Here is a 15,073-nt window from a genome sequence, read left to right as displayed (position 1 = left end):
GCCCAGACCGACTCCGCAAGCGGACACCCACTCACCACAGGAGCACGCCATGCGTGATCTGACCAGCGACACCATCACCGAGGCCGTGATCTCGACCATGCGGGACACGAAGGACCCCCGCCTCGCGGAGATCCTGCACTCACTGGTCCGGCACCTGCACGCCTTCGTCCGAGACGTCGAACTGACCGAGGAGGAGTGGGCAGCGGGAGTGGACTACCTGACGCGTACCGGGCACACGTGCACGCCGACGCGCCAGGAGTTCATCCTGCTCTCCGACGTGCTGGGCGTCACCATGCTCGTCGACGCCCTGAGCAACCGACGCTCCGCCAAAGCCACCCAGAACAGCGTCCTGGGCCCCTACTTCAGGGAGGACCGGCCGCAGTACTCCGACGCCGCCGACATCTCCGGCGGCCTGCCCGGCACCCCGCTGTTCTTCGAGGGACGGGTCGTGGACCGCGAGGGAGCACCGGTGCCCGGCGCCGGGGTGGACGTCTGGCACAGCGACGCGGACGGCCACTACGACATGGAGGTACCCGGCCGGGTCGACCCGGCCATGCGGGCGCTGCTGCGCACCGACGAGACGGGGCACTTCGGCTTCCGGTCCATCCGCCCAGCCAGCTACCCGATCCCCGGTGACGGCCCGGTCGGCGAACTCATGAGCGCCACCGGCAGGTCGCTGATGCGTCCCGCCCACGTGCACCTGCTGATCGCGGCCGCGGGGTTCCAGCGCGTGACCACCATGCTCTTCCCCTCCGACGACCCGTACCTCGACGCCGATCCGGTGTTCGGGGTCAAGCAGTCACTGCTGGAGGCCTACGACACGTACGAGGCCGACACGGGCCCCTGCCGCGGCCTGACCGACGTGCCGTACACCCTGCTGCGCCGCACCTTCGTCCTCGAACCCCTCCCCGCGGACTGACCGCACCGCCGTCGGCGCCGCACACGTCAGGCCGCGCCCGAGCGACAGGTGGGCCCACCCACCCACCGGGACCGGGAGCCATCCCGGGCCCCGCGCCACACACCGACGTTCCCCCGACTTTCACGGAGGCTTCCGATGACCGAAATCCTCGACACGGCAGTCGACTTCCGAGCCACGATGGGCCGGCTCGTCACGGGTGTCAGCGTGATCACCACACGCTCCGGAAGCACACCCATCGGCATGACCGCGAGCGCCGTGTCCGCCCTCTCCCTGGCCCCGCTCCAGCTGCTCGTGTGTATCGGCAACCACTTGTACACGCGGACCGCGATCGCGGAGCACGGCCGGTTCGCGGTCAACGTGCTCGGCGAGGACGGCGAGGCCCTGGCGCGGAACTTCGCCGTCTCCAAACCGGACAAGTTCGCCGGTGTCGAGACCATCGACGACCACGGCGTGCCCGTGCTGAAGGACGCCATCGCGGCCGTCGTCTGCGATGTCGCCGAGGCGCTCCCCGGCGGCGACCACACCATCTTCGTCGGAGCCGTCCGCTACTGCACGCACCGCGTCGACAGCCGGCCGCTGATCCACTTCGCCGGCGGCTTCGGTGCGCTCAGGGCCTCGCGGTAGGCCTCGGCGGCAGCCGCCGTTCCCGTGACCGGCCCCCCGACGCCCCCGACGCCCCCGACGCCCGGCTCTCGCAGGCGAGATCCGGCCGTCGGGGGCTCCCGCTCGTTCCGACCCACTCCAGGGGAAGTGCCATGACCAGCTCCGTGCCGGCCTTCAAGCTGCATCCTCCGGTCCAGCCCCCGCATCTTCTGACCCGCCCGCGACTGCTGCGCCGGCTCGACGCGGCGACCGAGCCCGTGGTGGTGGTCTCCGCGCCGGCCGGTGCCGGGAAGACGGTGCTGCTGACCGAGTGGTCGCGGGACCAGGCGGCTCACGGCGCGTGCGCCTGGCTCAGCCTGGACACCTACGACAACGCCCCGGACCGGCTCTGGTCGGGCATCCTGCGCGCACTTCACCAGGCACGGGCGGACCTGCCCGTCCGCCTCGACGAGGGCGAGTGGACGGCCGACTCCTGGCTCGACGGGACGCTGCCCGCGCTGCTGACGGCGGTGGGCGCGGCGGGTCCGCTCACCCTGATCCTCGACGGCCTGGAGACCGTCACGGACGCCGACGCGCAGCGCACCCTCGCGGACTTCCTGACCCGGCTACCGCACGGCTTCCGTGTCGTCCTGTCCACCCGGCACCTTCCCGGAGGTCCCCTTCCGGCTCTGCGCGCCCGCGGCCTGGTCGCCGAACTCGACCTGCACGACCTGGCCTTCACCCCCGAGGAGGCACGAGCGGTGCTCACCGCACTGCTCGGATCCGCTCCCACGGAGGCGAACGCGCGCGCACTGTACGAGGCCACCGAGGGCTGGCCCGCCGGGCTGTGCATCATGGGGCGTGCCCTGGCCCGCGCCGGGAGCGAGGCCGGCGTCGAGGGGCAGCCGGCCCGCGGCAGACAAGCGGTCACCGACTACCTGGCCACCGAGGTCCTCGACCGGCTCACCACCGAACAGCGCCGGTTCCTGCTCCGCACCAGTGTGCTCGACGAACTCGGTGCCGGACCGTGCCAGGCCCTCGCCGGCGACCGGGCGGGCGTCCTGCTGCGCGAGCTCGCCCGAACCGTCCAGCTGCTGGTGCCCGTCGGCGCCGAGGCGGCCACGTACCGCCGTCACCGGGCACTGGCCGCACTGCTGTCCGACGTCCTCGCGTCCGAGGGATCGGACACCGTCGCGGCCCTGCACCGGTCGGCGGCCCAGTGGTACGCACGGCAGGGACGGACGACCGAGGCCGTACGGCACTGGATGCTGGGCGGAGATGAGCCGGCGGCCGTCGCGTCGGTCCTCGACGGGTGGGAGAAGGAGATCTCGGCGGGCCACGATGCGCGCGTCTCGCAGTGGCTGGACCTGCTGCCGCGTCGCACGGTGGCCGCCGACGCGCGCCTGTGTGTCGTGGCGGCCATGACGGCCCTGGCGGCAGGCGCACCCGTTACGGCCTGCCGCTGGCTGGACGTGGCCCTGCTCAGGCAGACGGGAGCCCAGACCGTCGGCGAGGGCGGCACGGTCGGTGACGCGGCCGCCGTCGCCCGGGCCGTGGCCTGCTGTCTGAAGGGGGAGGTCCTGACCGCCGACCGGCTCGGCGAGTCCGCCGTCACCGGCACCCTGCCGCTGACCTCCTGGCGCGCCCTGGCCGGTACGGCCCGTGGCACCGCTCTCCTGTGGACCGGCCGGTACGAGGAGGCGGAAGAACTGCTCGGCGAGGCGACCCGTGACGCGCACGCCGCCGGACACGGCCTGGCACTCGTCCGCGCGCTGGGTCTGCGGACCCTGTGCGCACTGCTGGCCGGGCGTCACGAACTGGCACACGTCCTGAGCGACGAGGCGGTCCATGAGATCGCGACGGCCGGTCTGGACCGGCACTTCGTCTCGGTGCCCGCCTACGTCGGCCGGGCCGGCCTGCTCCTGAGGGAGGCACGCCTCGACGAGGCCGAACAGGTGCTGGCCGATGCGGAATCGGCACTGGCCGACTCGTCCCGGACGGAGAGCGAACCCCATGTGCGCGCGCTGTGGCACTTCACGCGGTCGCGGCTGGAGGGCGCACGGCACGACACGAACGCGGCGCGCGGGGCCCGGGAGGCGGCCGGGCGGGCGGCGGCCAGATGCGAGTCGCCCGGCATCCTGACGGACCTGCTCGGCCGGGTCGGCGGGGACCCGTCGGTCGTACCCGTCGGTCCCCGGCCCCAGGACCTGTCCCTGGGAGAGCGCCGAGTGCTGCGTGCGCTGTGCGGCTCGCTGACCCTGCGTGAGATCGCCTCCGAGCTGTACGTGTCCCACAACACCGTCAAGACCCAGGTGCGCGCGATCTTCCGCAAGCTCGACGCACACGACAGGAACGAGGCGGTCACCAGGGCCCGGGAACGCGGTGTGCTGTGACCCGGGTCCTGGCCCCTGCACCCGGGCGGCGGACCAAGGGGGTGGCGGGCGGGTCGTGCTGGTCGGGCAGGACCGGGCCGCCTTCGTCATCGACTCGCTGATCAGGCCCTCATCCGCACCGTCGGGCAGGCCCGTGGCGGCCTGATCGCCGCACCGCCCGCCGGAGCCGCAACCCACTGGTGGGTGCCGGCCCCGGCGGCAGGCGGTCGAGGTGCACACGGGTGTGTTCACCGGACCGGCGATGTCGCCCCTGCTCACCGGAGTGGCGGCTCCTTCCGGTGCTGCCGCTGTGCACGGCCGCGGCGACCACACCTCGGTAGGGGTGTGACCACCGGGCCGGGCACCGGCCGGTGCCCCCGCGCCCGGGCTCTAGGCGTCCTGACGTGAGGCGTCCTGGCGCCGGGCGTAGTTCGCCTGGGCCCGGTACGCGGACTCCTCCTCCTCGTCGCTCACCCTCTCGATGCCGCAGACCTTGCGCGCGAGGTCCGCCATGGCGCCGCCCGGGGACATCTCGGCGCGCTTCATGGTGAGCGTGCGGATGGCCAGCAGGGGCGTGCCGTTGAAGTTCTCGAAGACGCCGATGCGGTCGCCCCAGTCGGACAGGAACATGTCGCGGATCACGCGGCTGATCTTCAGCCGGTCGTGCGGCCTGCCGACCGGTCCCGTCTGCAGGGCCTCCAGCCACGGCCTGAGTTCGGGCTGCCGCCACTGCCCCTCGGTGGGGTAGATGAGCGCGGCCCGGCCGGCCAGGTCGATGAGTTCGTGCACCATGTCGGTGATGTGCTCGATGTAGTACGCCCGCCCGAAGTCGAACATCAGGACGTTTGGCTTGAAGATCCCGCCGGGCGTGTAGAACCCCTGGGCCTCCGAACCCACCACATGCGCCTTGAGTGACTGGTGGAAACCGGCGAACCTGGCTATCCGGGCCTGTACCGGTGGCAACTGGTAGGTGCCGATGTGCTCGGTGACCAGCAGGGCCAGACCGAGCATCAGCTCGGCCTTGACCATCGCCCGCACCAGCGAGTGGTAGTGCAGCCAATCGAAGACGCGCTGCGGGTACAGCGACGCGTGCTGGGGGTTGCCGATGTGGAAGACGCGGTTCCAGGGGATGAGTACATCCTCGAACACGATGATGCTGTCCAGTTCGTCGCCCTGCGAGGCGAGCGGGTGCTCCACCTCCTCGCCGTCCCGGACGTTGCTCTCGCGGCAGATGACGGTGACCCCGGGGGTGTTGGGCTTCACCGCCCCGTAGATGATCTGCTCCGCGACGATGCCGGGCCGGTAGAAGACCCCGATGTGGATCCAGTCGCCGAAGGCCGCGCCGGTGCTGATCGCCTTGACACCCCGCACGGTGATGCCCTCGTCCGAGGTGGCGACCACCCTGAGGGCGGGGGAATCGGCCTGAGCGGAGTCGCGCGAGCGGTCCGCCTGCGGGTCGACGAAGGCCGGTGTCGCGTTGAGGTCGCCGTCGCGCACCTCGTTCCAGAAGTCGAGGAGCCCCACGGTGAGGTCCCGGCCGTCCGTCCCGACGGACTGGCTGCTCCAGGGCTCCGGGTCGTCGACATAGGTCAGCAGGACGTAGTTGTTCACGTCCGGTGTGCGCGGTACGGCCCCGCCGCCCAACTCGCGCTGCACCGTCTCCAGGTACTCCCGCTTGCGCCGCAGGTCGTCGGCGGAGCGGTGCTGGAACCAGGTCATGGACCGCCGTACGCCGTCCTCGTCCACGAACGTCATGATGTCCTGGAGGTCCGGGCGGTGGTGAAGGTCGTAGAAGGCCGCGAGGCTCCGGGCGTACGCCCGGGTCTTCGGGTGCGTGGCCACGTTGTCGACGAGCTCGTCGCCCACCCACACCGTGCGGCCGTCGTTCAGCGCTGCCAGGTATTCCTTGCCTGTACGCACGTCGTACTCCTCTCCAGGGGCAAGAGATCCGGATGGCACGCAGCATGGGTCCGGACAGGGTGAGCCGACGGCCCGGAAGGGGCATTCACCCGGGTGAAAGCGATGGTCACCCCGGGACTTGCGTTGAGAGCCGATGTGACCGTGCGCCATGCTTGCCGCATGCACAGCACAGATCCCGCCGGCGACGACGCCGGTGGGCGCGGGAACCGGGCCGTGACCGGGCTGCGCCTGCGGGGACGGGACCGCGAGATCACGGCGGCCCGTGAGGCACTGGACGTGGTGCGCGGCGGACGGGGTGCCTGCGTCGTCGTGGAGGGCGCGGCCGGCGTCGGCAAGAGCCGGTTCCTCGCGGAGCTGAACGGGACGGCACGGCGGTCCGGGTTCGACGTGGTCTCGGTACGGGCCGACGAACTCGACCAGTACGCGGCGGGAGCCGCCCTGCAGTCCGCCCTGCAGCCCTGCGACGGCTCCCACCGAGCCCTCGCCGCCGCCGACGACCAGCGGCTCCTGCTTCTGGACAGCATCGCGGACGCCCTGGAGGAGCGGGCCCAGCGCGCGCCGGTGGCCGTGCTCGTGGACGACGCCCAGTGGGCCGATCCCGCCACGCTCTTCGTACTGCGCACCCTGCCCGGGCGACTCGCCGCCGCACGGATTCTGTGGGTTCTGGCGGTACGGTCGGACGCCGAGCGGCCGATCGTGGCCAGGGTCCGGGAGGACCTCGAACGCCTCGGCGCCCGATGGCTGACCCTGGGCCCCCTGCCGCAGCGCGAACTGCAGCACATCGCGGCCGACGTCCTCGGGGCGACGCCGTCACCCGGACTCGCCAGACTGCTGCGCGGTGTCGGGGGCAACCCCTTTCTCGCCATCGAACTGGTACGCGGCTTCGCCGACACCGACATCGCCAGGACGGAGGCGGGCGAGGCCGGCCTGCTGCGCGACGGCATACCCGTCAGCTTCCGGCGCAGTGTCGCCGCACGGTTGGACCGGCTTCCCGAAGACGCCGTGCACCTGGTGCAGATCGGCTCCGTCCTCGGCCGTGAATTCGACCTCGGCACGGCCGCCCGGATGATGGGCAGACAGGTCGGCAGCCTGCTGTCGGGCGTCGACACCGTCCTGAACGCCGGTCTGCTCTCGGCCGACGGCCCACGCCTGGCCTTCCGCCACGACCTCACCCGGCAGGCGGTCCACGACAACCTGCCGCCGGCCGTGCGGACCGCCCTGCATCGGGAGGCGGCGGACAGCCTGCGCGGCACCGGAGCACGCCCCGCGGAGGTGGCCTGGCACGTCGTGATGTCGGGCGGCCCGGTCGACGACCACTCCGTGACCACGCTGGCCACCGCCGTACGGGACATGTCGTCCTCGGCGCCCGACGCGGCGGCGGACCTGGCCCAGCGGGTCGCCGGCCTGCTGCCCCCGCACGACCCGCGCCGTATCGCCCTGCTGACCGACTCCGCCGAGTACCTGGGGCGCACCCGCCGGGTCCACGAGGCGCTGGACCTGGTCGACGCCACGCTGCCGGAAGGCCTGGAGCCGCCGCAGGAGGCGCGGCTGCGCCTGGTGGCCGCCGAGATCCACCAGGCCGCGGGCGACGACGCCGCCGCGATGACACACCTGGAGAAGGCCCTCGACCTGCCCGGGCTCCCGTCCGACCTGCGGGTCCGGCTGCTGAAGACCAAGGCGACGGGCCATGTCTACCTGGGAGACATCGCCGCCGCGGAGCGGACCGGGACCGGGCTGGTCGAGGCCTCCTACGGCAGCGACGATCCGGCCGTGGTCGTCAGCGCCATGGTGTTCCAGTCACAGACGTTCTTCTACCGCGGCCACCTGGCCCGAGCCCTCGAACTCGCCGAGGAGGCCACCCGGCGCGCCGGCACCCTGCCCGTCGCGCTCTATCTGCGGCCCCCGCGGATTCCGGCGCTGTGGCTGGCCACCGTGCTCACCGTCACCGACCGGCTCGCCGACACCGCGCGGACCCTGCGGGAGGGACAACGCGACGCGGAGGCGCTGGGCCTGGGCTGGTCACTGCCCCACTGGCACGCCGCCCGCGCCTGCGCGCTCCTCGAACAGGGCGCTCTGGACGACGCGGCCGTGGAGGCCGAGGCCAGCCTGGCGGTGGCGGACGAACTGGAGATCACCCTGCCGAATCCGCGGGCCCGCGCGGTCCTGGCCCTGGTGGAGACCAGACGCGGTGACCTCGCCAAGGCCAAGGACCACCTCGGCGCCGCCGGCACCGATCCCGGCACACACACCCAGCGGTACGGCCCCTGGGTCTCTCTCGCGCGCGCCTGCCTGGCGGACGCCGAGGGTGACGACGGCGCGGCTGCGGCCGTACTCGCGGAGAGCTTCGCGAGCCAGGAACCGGCGCGCCTGCTGGCACTGCCCCCGTCCCACTGGCCCGGGATCGTGCGCACCGCGCTCCGCGGCGGGGACCCGGTACTCGCCCAGGCCGTGTCGGGGGCCCTGCGCAGTCTGGCCGTACAGGACGAGAGCCGGCAGATCATCGGGGCCGTCCGCGCCCACGTGGCCGGCCTGCTCCACCACGACTCCGGTGCGCTGGAGTCCGCCGTCGCCGGCTACCGGAACACCGGCAGACCGTTGGCCCTCGCCGCGGCCTGCGAGGATCTCGCCGAGCTGACGGCCGAAGCCGGCGACACGGCGTCGGCGATCCCGTACTTCGAGGAAGCGGGCCGCCTGACGTCGGCCTCGGGGGCCGGGCGCGACCAGGAGCGGATCAGGGGGCGCCTGAGGCGGCTCGGCGTACGTACCGCCCCGGTACGGACCCACACGGCCGACCCCCAGGGGTGGGAGGACCTGACCGAGTCGGAGCGGAAACTCATCCCGCTCGTCGTCGAGGGCCTCACCAACCGGGCCGTCGCCGACCGGCTCTACGTGTCCGTACACACCGTCAACACCCATATGAAGCACATCTTCACCAAGCTCGGCATCAACTCACGGGTCGAGCTGACCCGGCTGGCGATCGAGCGGGGTGCCGGTGCCGAAGCACTCGACCGACCGGGCCCACCGACCGCGGAGCCCGGGGGCAGAGATCCCCTGAATGGGTGATACCGGACGCGCGGGCTCGGCCGCCGTCCCCGTGGCGGACCGTGTCCGACGGAGCCGCCTGACTGTGCGCGGCCCCGGATCCACGGTCGGCTCGTGGTCTTCGGGTACGTCGGCCGAGCCGTCGGCCCTTGTCGGGCGAGAGTCCCCTGGCCGTCCGGTGCCGCACGGGAGCCCCTGACCGCACACGGGCGAATCACCGGATCGAGCGATGCCGTGCGTGCCTGCTCGATCAACACTGGTGGTGCCGGTGGTTGTTGCCCCCAGCGGAATCGGGAGGGCGTCGCACGATGAGCACCACGCATACCGCCCCAGGACACATACCGGGCGAATCAGAGCCCGCCTCGTCCTGTCACGCGCGGACCCCGGAGTGCGTCGCCACTCTTCCCGGCCCTGCCCAGAACGGGCCGATATCCGCGTACGAACTGGAGCCCTGGCTCTCGGCATGGCTGGCGGCCGGCCCGGCGGACGGTGGCGAATCGACGTAGGACCGACCGGCAGGAGGCCCGGCAGATCGCCGTCGGCCGCGCCGAGACCCCCGTCGAACGCGGAAGGCGCAACCACGTCGCCCTTGACCAGGCCTGGACCGAACTGTGCCGCCTGCACCGGGACTTCATCGGCCAATGGCACCTCGAACCCGAAGCGGCCGCCTGCTGACCTTCACCCCCGACCGCCCGACACGGCGACACGATGCCTGAGCGGCATCGGGATGGGCCCCGCGTCGTACCAAGCCCCGGAGCGGCGTTCACTCAGGACCCGCCCCCGAGCAGTGAACCGGTCCCGGTTTCCGCCTCGACCGTGTCCTCCCGCCCCATTGTGTTGAACCTTGTGTCCCCTTACTGTTCGGCTTTGCCTGAGTCTGTTCGATGGTGATTGCTCAGGGGGATGGAGGCCGCAGTGCGGGGTAGTGGGATCCGTTCAGAGGTCGCGAGACCTGATCGCCGTCGGTGGTGGAGGGCGCTCCTCGCGGCGGTCGCGACCATCGCCCTGGCCGTGGGCATGACCGCGCCCGCCGCCGCGGCCCGGGACGCCGGCCGGCAGACCCCCGCCGCCCCGGCTGCCGTCGGTCCGCGGGCGCACACGGTGACCCTCGACGGCTACTCGTTCCTCGTCGACGGCAGGCGCACCTACCTGTGGTCCGGTGAGTTCCACTACTTCCGGCTCCCGAGCCAGGACCTGTGGCGCGACATCTTCCAGAAGATGAAGGCCGCCGGCTTCAACTCCACCTCCCTGTACTTCGACTGGGGCTACCACTCGCCGAAGCCGGGGGTGTACGACTTCACCGGGGTGCGGGACGTAGACAAGCTGCTCGACATGGCCCAGGAGGCCGGCCTCTACGTCATCGCCCGCCCGGCGCCGTACATCAACGCGGAGGTGGACAGCGGCGGCCTGCCCGGCTGGCTGACCACCAAGGCCGGGAACAACCGCAGCGACGACCCGCGGTTCCTGAAGTACGCGGACGAGTGGCTGACGCAGATCGACCGGATCATCGCTCGCCATCAACTGACCAACGGCACCGGGTCGGTCATCGCCTACCAGGTCGAGAACGAGTACTACAACGGCTCGGCCGCCGGCCGCTCCTACATGCGGCACCTGGAGGACAAGGCCCGCGCCGACGGCATCACGGTTCCGCTGACCGGCAACAACAACGGCACCTTCAACTCCGGTACCGGCGCCCTGGACGTCGACGGCCCGGACTCCTACCCCCAGGGCTTCGACTGCTCCAACCCCTCGAAGTGGAACGGCGTCCCCGACATCAGCTACGACCACCCGGCCGGAAAGCCCCTGTACTCGCCGGAGTTCCAGGGCGGCGCCTTCGACCCCTGGGGCGGACCGGGCTACGACAAGTGCGCGCAGCTGATCAACGACCGGTTCGCCGACGTGTTCTACAAGCAGAACATCGCCGTCGGCGCCACCGCGCAGAGCTTCTACATGACCTACGGCGGCACCAACTGGGGCTGGCTCGGCATGCCCGAGAACTACACGTCGTACGACTACGGGGCCGCGATCCGTGAGACCCGGCAGCTCGATCCGAAGTACTACGAGGACAAACTGATCGGGTACTTCACCCAGTCGGTCGCCCCGCTGACCGAGACCGAGGCGATCAGGGCGACGCCGCCGGACGACTCCGCGATCGTCGACACCGCCCGGATGAACCCCGTCACCAAGACGCAGTTCCACGTCCTGCGGCACGGGAACTCCACGTCCACGGCCGTCGGCAGGACCCACATCTCCCTGGACTTCAACGCCCAGCCGTCCGCGGACACCACCTACACCTGGGACGACCCCGACTCCGCGCTGCAGTACACCGGTTCGTGGTCGCACGTGGCCGACCAGAGCTACACCGGCGGCGACTACAAGCACACCGAGTCGTTCTCCGACAAGGCCGGCGACTCGGTCACCGTCCCCTTCGACGGTACCGCGATCCGCTGGATCGGATCGAAGACGAACAACCACGGCAACGCCGACGTCTACCTCGACGGCACCAAGGTGGCGACCGTCGACGACTCCGGCGGCGAGAGCCAGGCGGTGCTCTTCCAGAAGAGCGGCCTGACGCCAGGAGCGCATACCCTGAAGATCGTCGTCGACGGGAACCACAGCTCGGGCTCCACGGACAACTACGTGGCCATCGACGCCATCGACGTGCCGACGGCCGCCGTCGCGGAGCCCACCTACCCGGTGGTGCCGCAGCAGCCGGGCACCGCGATCACCCTCGACGGACGCGACTCGCACGTGATCGTGGCGAACTACCGGGTCGGGGACTCGCAGTTGCAGTACTCGACCTCGGAGATCATGACCAGCGCGACGATCGGAGACCGGGACGTCGCCGTGCTCTACGGCGACCAGGGCAGTGACGGCGAGACCGTCCTGCGCTACGCGTCCAAGCCGACCGTGACCGCGACCGGCGGCACGGTCACTACCACCTGGGACGAGGCCACCGGCGACCTGCGGCTCAACTACACGCACAAGGGCCTCGTCCGCGTCCGCGTCAGCGGCGGCGGGAAGCGCCCGCTGCTGCTGCTCGTGGGCGACAAGGCCACGGCGGAGACCTTCTGGCGCCAGGACACGGCGACCGGCCCGGTGCTCGTACGCGGCACCCACCTGCTGCGGACGGCGACCAGCCTGAACGGCGGCCGTACCGTCGCGCTCACCGGCGACAACGCCGACGACAAGAACATCGAGGTGTTCACCTCCGCCGCCCATGTCACCTGGAACGGCAGGACATCGGACACCAGGGCGACCGACGCGGGGAGCCTGGCCGGCACCGTCCCGGTGGCCGCCCCGATCCATCTGCCGGCACTGACGAACTGGAAGCACGCCGAGGAATCCCCCGAAGCGGCCCCCGGATTCGACGACTCCAGCTGGCAGGTGGCCGACAGGACGACCACCAACAGCGTCTCCGGCGCCAACTCGCTGCCCGTGCTCTACGCGGACGACTACGGATTCCACACCGGCAACACCTGGTACCGCGGCCGCTTCCGCGCCACCGGCAAGGAGACCGGCATCCACCTGGTCTCGGACTCCGGTGGCGGCGCGCAGGCGTTCTCCGCCTGGCTCAACGGCACCTTCCTGGGCAGCTCCACCACGGGCAGCGCCGACTTCACCTTCCCGGCCGGCGCCGTGAAGTCCGACGGCGACAACGTCCTCTCCGTGCTCACCGTGAACATGGGACACGAGGAGGACTACAACTCCACCAACGGCAACAAGACCGCGCGCGGCCTGACCGGCGCCTCCCTCGTCGGGGCGCCGCTGACCTCGGTCACCTGGCGGCTGCAGGGCGTACGCGGCGGCGAGGACCTCCAGGACACCGTGCGCGGCCCGCTCTCGACGGGCGGCCTGTACGGCGAGCGGGCCGGCTGGTCCCTGCCGGGCTACCCGGACGGCGACTGGGACCGGGTGTCCCTGCCGACGACCGACACCCGGCCCGGGGTCTCCTGGTACCGCACCGACGTCCGCCTGGACCTGCCGCACGGCCAGGACACCTCGCTGGGGCTGACGTTCACCGACGACCCGGCCCGCAAGTACCGTGCCACGATCTTCGTGAACGGCTGGCAGGTCGGCAACTACGTCAACTACCTCGGCCCTCAGCACACGTTCCCCGTGCCCAACGGCATCCTCAACCCCAACGGCCACAACAGCGTGGCCATCGCCGTGTGGAACCTCGACGGCAGCACCGGCGGACTCGGCAAGGTCTCGCTCACCGACTACGGCAGCTACGCCTCGTCCCTGCGCGTCGCGCAGAACGACAGCCCACGCTACGACGCCCGGACCTACGCGATGCCGAAGGCTCCGGGAGCGGATGTCACCCTGGACGTGCCGGACACCGCCCAGCCGGGACAGGCCTTCACGGCCCGCGCGACGGTGGAGGTGCCGAAGGACCGGTCGTCCGCCGCCCGGCTGACGGCCGCGCTCTCCGCGCCCGACGGCTGGAGCGTGAGCGCCACGAGCCCCACGTCGGTCGACCGTCTGCGACCCGGCACGTCGGCCACCTTCACCTGGAAGGTCCAGCCACCGGACGGGACGCTGCCGTCCGCCTCGGCGCTCACCGCCACGGTGCGCTACCGGCAGAACGGCCGGCAGGCCACCGGCACCGACGAGCGCATCGTCGGCGGGATCCCACCGGCTCCGCCGGCCGGGAAGAGCGCGGTGAGCGACCTGACGTTCCTGACGTCCACCAACGGGTGGGGGCCGGTGGAGCGGGACAGCAGCGTCGGCGAGCAGGCCGCCGGGGACGGCCGCCCGATCACCATCGCCGGCGTCGGCCACGCCAAGGGCCTGGGCACCAACTCCGTCAGCGACGTCCAGCTCTACCTCGCCGGACAGTGCACGCGCTTCACGGCGGACGTCGGTGTCGACGACGAGACGGGCGGCGGGGGCACGGTGACGTTCTCCGTGATCGCCGACGGCAAGACCCTGGTGACCACGCCGACCGTCCGCGGCAGACAGGCGGCGGTGCCGATCGACGTCGACGTCAGCGGCGCCCAGGTGATCGACCTCAAGGTCGGTGACGCGGGCGACGGCAACGGCAACGACCACGGAGACTGGGGGACACCGACGCTGACGTGCGGCTAGGCCGTCGACGGCTCGCCACACCGTCGCGGTGACGCCGCATACACGATCCTCTACGGCCTTCCGGTCTGCTCAGGGAAGGATGCTCGCGGGTGCCCGGGTGGTGCCGCGCAGCCGGGCGGCGTCCCGGCTCGGGGGTGCGCCGAACTGGCGGCGGTACTCGCGGCTGAACTGGGAGGCGTTGTCGTAGCCGACCCGCTGGCCGACCCCGGTCACGTCGCCGGGGTGGGTGGCCAGCAGCAGCCGGGCCTCCTGGAGCCGGATCTGCTTCTGGAACTGGATGGGGCTCATCGCCGTCACCGCCTGGAAGTTGCGGTAGAAGGCGGAGACGCTCATGCCGGACATGCGGGCCACGTCCTCGACGCGGAAGGACTGCGCGTAGTGCTCGCGGATCCAGCGCACGGCCCGGGAGACATGGCTGAGACCGCTGTCGGCCAGGCCGAGTTCGCGTACCGTCGCCCCCTGCTCGCCGGTGATCAGGCGCCACAGGATCTCGCGTTTGACCAGCGGCGCGAGCACGGCCCGGTCGCGCGGCTCGTCCAGCAGCCGCAGCAGCCGGACCACCGCGTCGAGCAGCGCGGCCGGAGCGTCGCTGACGGCGATCCCGGACGGCACGCCTCCGCCGGCCCGGGGGAGATCGCCGGGGCCGGCCTGCAACAGCAGTTCGGCGACGGCGGACGGCTCCAGGGTGAGACCGAACCCGAGGGCCGGGTGCTCGGGACCGGTCTGGATGAACTGCCCCGTGACGGGCAGGTCGACGGAGGCGACCAGGTACTGACCGGCGCCGTACTCGTAGACCCGGTCGCCCAGGGCGAGGCGTTTGGCGCCCTGGGCGATGACCGCGAGCACGGTACCGGACATGGCGGGCACCGGCGGATCCGGCCGGTCGATCTTCGAGATGAGGACGCCCTCGACGGCGGTGGTCCAGTCCGGCCGGGCGTGCCGGTCCAGCAGGCTGCGGAACTCTTCGAGAGGCATACGCCCATTGCACCACCCCTCTGGCACCCCACTCCCATCGCCGCGAGGATCGTGCAAGTACGCGCGAGCATCGTGCTGATGCGCGTGCAGGTCAGGGCGTTCGAGCCCCGCTGAACGGCCGGGCGAGCCGAGTCGGACCACGCAACCATCGGGGGTGACGGGACCGGCCGGC

At 71.7% G+C, this 15,073-nt stretch carries 8 protein-coding genes; 6 read left to right on the top strand and 2 right to left on the bottom strand.

Features of this window, described 5'->3' with window-relative positions:
* Positions 1-49 precede the first annotated feature (49 nt).
* The 3 genes from ABZ642_RS05995 to ABZ642_RS05985 all read left to right on the top strand — a co-directional run bounded on the left by ABZ642_RS05995 (position 50) and on the right by ABZ642_RS05985 (position 3,894).
* Entirely contained in the window at positions 50-919 is an 870-nt protein-coding gene (locus ABZ642_RS05995) for a dioxygenase (RefSeq protein WP_360477813.1), read from the top strand.
* Positions 920-1,054: 135 nt separating this feature from the next.
* Entirely contained in the window at positions 1,055-1,543 is a 489-nt protein-coding gene (locus ABZ642_RS05990; protein WP_360477810.1) for a flavin reductase family protein, read from the top strand.
* Between the two features lie 131 nt (positions 1,544-1,674).
* Positions 1,675-3,894 carry a LuxR C-terminal-related transcriptional regulator gene (locus ABZ642_RS05985; RefSeq protein ID WP_360477808.1) on the top strand — a complete coding sequence of 740 codons (2,220 nt, stop codon included), beginning with the start codon at positions 1,675-1,677 and terminating at the stop codon, positions 3,892-3,894.
* A gap of 369 nt (positions 3,895-4,263) precedes the next feature.
* Here ABZ642_RS05985 and ABZ642_RS05980 read toward each other — a convergent pair whose 3' ends face one another.
* On the bottom strand, positions 4,264-5,793 hold the full coding sequence (locus ABZ642_RS05980) for a 4-hydroxyphenylacetate 3-hydroxylase N-terminal domain-containing protein (RefSeq protein ID WP_360477805.1): 1,530 nt from the start codon (positions 5,791-5,793) through the stop codon (positions 4,264-4,266).
* Between the two features lie 159 nt (positions 5,794-5,952).
* Between ABZ642_RS05980 and ABZ642_RS05975 the strand changes: the two genes are divergently transcribed.
* From ABZ642_RS05975 to ABZ642_RS05965, 3 genes are all read left to right on the top strand, one after another.
* Positions 5,953-8,856: an AAA family ATPase gene (locus ABZ642_RS05975; protein WP_360477802.1), complete on the top strand. Its 2,904-nt coding sequence runs from the start codon at positions 5,953-5,955 to the stop codon at positions 8,854-8,856.
* Between the two features lie 468 nt (positions 8,857-9,324).
* The gene (locus ABZ642_RS05970; protein ID WP_360477799.1) at positions 9,325-9,510 is read left to right on the top strand and encodes a hypothetical protein; all 186 of its coding nucleotides are present in this window, start codon (positions 9,325-9,327) and stop codon (positions 9,508-9,510) included.
* Positions 9,511-9,852: 342 nt separating this feature from the next.
* On the top strand, positions 9,853-13,926 hold the full coding sequence (locus ABZ642_RS05965) for a beta-galactosidase (RefSeq protein WP_360478872.1): 4,074 nt from the start codon (positions 9,853-9,855) through the stop codon (positions 13,924-13,926).
* A gap of 69 nt (positions 13,927-13,995) precedes the next feature.
* On the opposite strand, the gene ABZ642_RS05960 is transcribed toward ABZ642_RS05965, so the two are convergent.
* A complete protein-coding gene (locus ABZ642_RS05960) occupies positions 13,996-14,901 on the bottom strand; it encodes an AraC family transcriptional regulator (protein WP_360477796.1) in 906 nt (301 codons plus the stop codon).
* Between the last annotated feature and the right edge of the window lie 172 nt (positions 14,902-15,073).

The organism is Streptomyces sp. NPDC007157 (assembly GCF_040634235.1).
Lineage (GTDB): Bacteria > Actinomycetota > Actinomycetes > Streptomycetales > Streptomycetaceae > Streptomyces.
The sequence above is the reverse complement of the archived record's forward strand: the minus strand, read 5'-3'. Positions and strand labels throughout refer to the sequence as shown.